Source organism: Zavarzinella formosa DSM 19928 (genome assembly GCF_000255705.1).
GTDB lineage: Bacteria > Planctomycetota > Planctomycetia > Gemmatales > Gemmataceae > Zavarzinella > Zavarzinella formosa.
In genome coordinates, this window is record NZ_JH636449.1 from 93375 (window position 1) to 97052 (window position 3678).

At 58.6% G+C, this 3678-nt stretch carries 3 protein-coding genes and 2 pseudogenes; 3 read left to right on the forward strand and 2 right to left on the reverse strand.

Going from position 1 to position 3678, the window contains the following annotated elements:
- The 3 genes and pseudogenes from BGIM_RS0140615 to BGIM_RS65685 form a co-directional block, all read left to right on the forward strand.
- Positions 1-537: pseudogene (locus BGIM_RS0140615) on the forward strand (hypothetical protein); the annotation flags it as partial.
- 61 nt (positions 538-598) lie between these two features.
- Positions 599-1192: a DUF6677 family protein gene (locus BGIM_RS55085; RefSeq protein ID WP_157369805.1), complete on the forward strand. Its 594-nt coding sequence runs from the start codon at positions 599-601 to the stop codon at positions 1190-1192.
- On the forward strand, positions 1189-1365 hold the full coding sequence (locus tag BGIM_RS65685) for a hypothetical protein (RefSeq protein WP_020475339.1): 177 nt from the start codon (positions 1189-1191) through the stop codon (positions 1363-1365). The genes BGIM_RS55085 and BGIM_RS65685 overlap by 4 nt, the downstream gene beginning before the upstream one ends.
- Positions 1366-1375: 10 nt before the next feature.
- Here the strand turns inward: BGIM_RS65685 and BGIM_RS59165 are convergent, their stop codons facing one another.
- Together BGIM_RS59165 and BGIM_RS64075 are read right to left on the reverse strand one after the other, a co-directional pair.
- Positions 1376-2911 carry a spinster family MFS transporter gene (locus BGIM_RS59165; protein ID WP_020475340.1) on the reverse strand — a complete coding sequence of 512 codons (1536 nt, stop codon included), beginning with the start codon at positions 2909-2911 and terminating at the stop codon, positions 1376-1378.
- 183 nt (positions 2912-3094) lie between these two features.
- Positions 3095-3678 (reverse strand): annotated as a pseudogene (locus BGIM_RS64075) (hypothetical protein); the annotation flags it as partial.

A 3678-nucleotide genomic window follows, 5' to 3' on the forward strand; every position in this document is an offset into this window, starting at 1 on the left:
GTCACGCCCGCCCCGACGCCGACGACGCCGCGATTCAATGTCTATGCCCCGCCAGTGGCTCCCCCGCCGACGGCTCCCCAACCGGCCGCCCCGGCACCGGTTCCTTATTCACCGCCACCGACGGCCCAAACACCGGCTCCTTATTCGTCGCCGACGTTTTCACCGGCTTACCCGCCAGGTTATGCCCCGCAAGCCTACCCGCAAACGCCGGTCCCCGCCGTGTTGCCGGGGCCTTCCCTCATCACGCCGCAACCGGAGGCCAAGCCGGCCGAGGCCGAGAGAAGTTCGCCTCTGCTATTCCCGCTGGTCGCGTTGAACTGGGTTTACGACATCCTCACCTATCTGCTTCCGATGGGCTCGTGGTGGCGAACCGGCGGCCGGACCTGGCTGGGCCGGGCTGGCGTGCTGATGATTCTCGCCTCCATCGGATGGGGCGTCGGCGAATGGTATGGCATCGACTGGCCAAAGCCGGATCTCTCCAAGATCAACAAGTCGAGCCTCTCGTCGCTCATCTCGCGGTTTGAATGGGCCAAATAATCCCGGACACGTAAGATATCTGAATCGACGGCGAACAACGGTTTGTCGCCATGATCCATCCGTGCCGTCTCCCCGTGACACCGGTTACATGACCGCCGCCAAAACCAACGACCCGCCGCCTCCCCCGATCAAGTACGACTTCCTCGGGGCTCTCCTTAGTTATCTCGTCCCCGGCCTCGGCCAGATGACGCAGGGCCGCTTCGGCAAGGGCATTCTGTTTTTCGTCTCCCTCTACGGCCTGTTCTTTTACGGGTGGTTGCTGGGGAGCAAGAAAAACGTCTATTTGCCGGATTATCATTCCGGCGAGACGAGCATCGTCAGCCGTCTGGCCTCCGATCTGTACACCCGCTTTCAGTTTGTCGGCCAGTTCCCCATCGGGATGGCCGCCTGGCCGGCGATTTACCAGTATGTGGTCAGCGTGCAGGGGAATGAAAAACCGCCGCTGAACGGGTTCATGAGCTCCCCATCGCTGGAAGAATTAAACAATCTTCAGCGTAACGGCGACAAGACATGGGATCTCGGCTGGGTCTACACCGTGATCGCCGGCGTGCTGAATGTGTTGGTGATTTATGACGCTCTGGCCGGGGCCGCCTTCCGGGAAGTGCGGGCTACGCCCGGTCCCCTGACGCCGCCGAACGGGGGGCCGTCGAAATGACCATTTACGTTCATCTGCCCGTTCTGATTGTTGTTGTGAGTCTGGTCTACAGTGCCACGCGATACGACTCTTGGAACAAGATTCTCCGCGAAGCCCTCCATTGGGGGGTTCGCATGACGAGCTTCCTGTTTATGATCGGCCTCGTGCTGTACGCCCTTTCCACCTTCCTATAAGCGGGGCGTTTTAAGCCGCCACTTCACGGGCGGCTTCCTCCAAATCCGAAATCTTCTTCGTTTCCTCATCAAGCGAACCGGCACCCGCAATCCACAGGAAGCCACCGAGCAGAATCAGCACGGAAACGATGATTAACGCCGTGCTCAAATCCGAATGGTCGGCGACCAACCCGATCAACGGCGGGGCGAACGCATCCCCGAACAAGTGAATGATCAAAATATTGACCGCAAATCCCGAGGCCCGAATCTCCGGGCGGGTCACGTTCGCCAGAATGGCATTCGCCGGGCCGGTGTTCAGGAACAACCAGAACACGATGAAAAACACGGCCACCCACGCCAGCGGAAACGGCAGATAAATCATTCCCAGGAACGCCGGGAAGCCAAGCAACGCCCCATAGCCGCACACCTGAAAATAGGCGCCGCGAATGTGGTTGCGCAATTTGTCCCCCAGCCAGCCGCCAAAAAGCGTGGCCATCAATCCGCCAACCACGATGATGACGCCGAAGCGGAAGTCAATCGCCCCAAGTGTCGTCGATCCCTCGGCCACGGCGGCGTCAAAGATGTGTAGCTGGTACTGTTTCTGTTCTTCCGGGGTGAGTTCGCTTCTCTTCAGCAACTCCTTGAATTCCTTGGTGTCGTACACCGTCGGGCCTTCGAGTTTCCGCAACTTCTCGATCATCGCCGGGGGGACGACCGGCGTGCCGTCCGAGGCGGTTTTGGCCGCGAGTTCTTCTAATTTTTTGTCCACCAGTTCAAAACGGGCTTCCCGCTCGAAGATGTAGTACGGCGCCCACGCGGCCACCCCGCCGAGGACGAAGGTGGTGCAGGTCATTCCCAGACAGCAAAGCACAAACGACCGGATGCCGCGAAGTTCTCGGAGGATGCTGCCCCAAGAATCGCGGACATGATCCTTGGCGACCGCCGGGCGGGGCGGTTCTTTCATGAACAGGCACAGGGCGCCGAGAATCAAGCCGGGCAGCACCACAATTTGAAACGCCCCCGGCCAACCCCACGACGTGTTAGCCACCAAACCCCCGACGACAAATCCCAAGGCGCTGCCGACCGGGATGGCCAGGTAAAAAAGGGACATGATCTTGCCCCGCGTTTTCACCGGGTACATATCCGAGAGCATGGACGGGGCGACCGGTCCATAAGCCGCCTCGCCGATGCCGACCAAGCATCGGGTGATGAGCAACATGGCAAACGACGTGGCCAGTCCGGAGCCGCCGCTGGCCAGCGACCAGAGAATCACCCCGACGGCCACCAGCAACCAGCGGGAGACCCGGTCCCCGAGGCGGCCAAAGATCGGGGAAATCAGCATATAAGTGACGAGAAACGCCGTGGTCAGCAGCCCCAGTTTGGATTTCAGCCACGGATCATCCGGCTTGAACAGGTTGGCGTCCAGTTCGAGCTTGGGCAGCACGGCCGACAGCACCTGCCGGTCGATGTAGTTGAACAGGTTGATGGAGGTGAGCAACCCAAGGGCCAGACCGGCCCTCGGCATGACGGCGGCAGGCCCGCCCGTGGAAGCAACCGGCAAACTCATGCGAAACCCCGTTGGCAGTAGGCTGTTGACCCTCCTGTCTTAGCGGGAATCCAGCCGGGTTTGCCATGATTTTGGCGAGAGAGGCCGCTTTCAGAGGGCTGCCGGGGCCGTTGGGCGAGTTTGTTTCGGGGACTGCTCGCCTGTTGTTTGGAGTCAAATCCTGCACTTCGCTGCTTTGCCAATTCACTTTTTCAGTTCGACGGTGCCGCCGTTCCAGTCGATCTTGCATTTGGGCAAGGCCTTCTTGAGATTTATGACGCCCTCTTCGGTCACTTGGGTGGATGAAAGATCGAGGGATTCGAGATTCTTCAATTCCTTGAGATGATCAAGGCCCTCATCGCCGATCTTGCATCCGATCAGAATAAGCTCTTTCAATCGAGCCATGTCTTTTAAGTGGGCCAGACCCGCGTCGGAAATATTGGACGAATACAGATTGAGCGAGTCGATATTTTTTAACCTGGCGATGGGCTTGAGGTCATCGTCCACGGCGCCGAAGGAACCCGTGAGGGAAAGATTGCGGAGGACCGGAAGATCGTCCAAAGCTTTAATCGCTCGGTCGGTCAGTTTGCACGAGAATGAAAGGCTCTTGAGATTGGGCCAGTCTTTGAGGTATTTGAACGCGTCTTCTTCAAGAGGATTTTCAACGATTTGCATACTACAAATTTTGAGATTCTTGAGGTGAGCAAACCCCGGCCCCTTGATCTGACACATGGAGAGACTAAGGCATTTGCGCGGTAATGACCTACCATTTTTCCGCCTGATCGAAT

What these genes read in the sequence shown, in the direction of transcription:
- BGIM_RS65685 (WP_020475339.1), top strand. Translation starts at nt 1,189, where the DNA reads ATGACCATTTACGTTCATCTGCCCGTTCTGATTGTTGTTGTGAGTCTG.
- BGIM_RS59165 (WP_020475340.1), bottom strand. Translation starts at nt 2,911, where the DNA reads ATGAGTTTGCCGGTTGCTTCCACGGGCGGGCCTGCCGCCGTCATGCCG.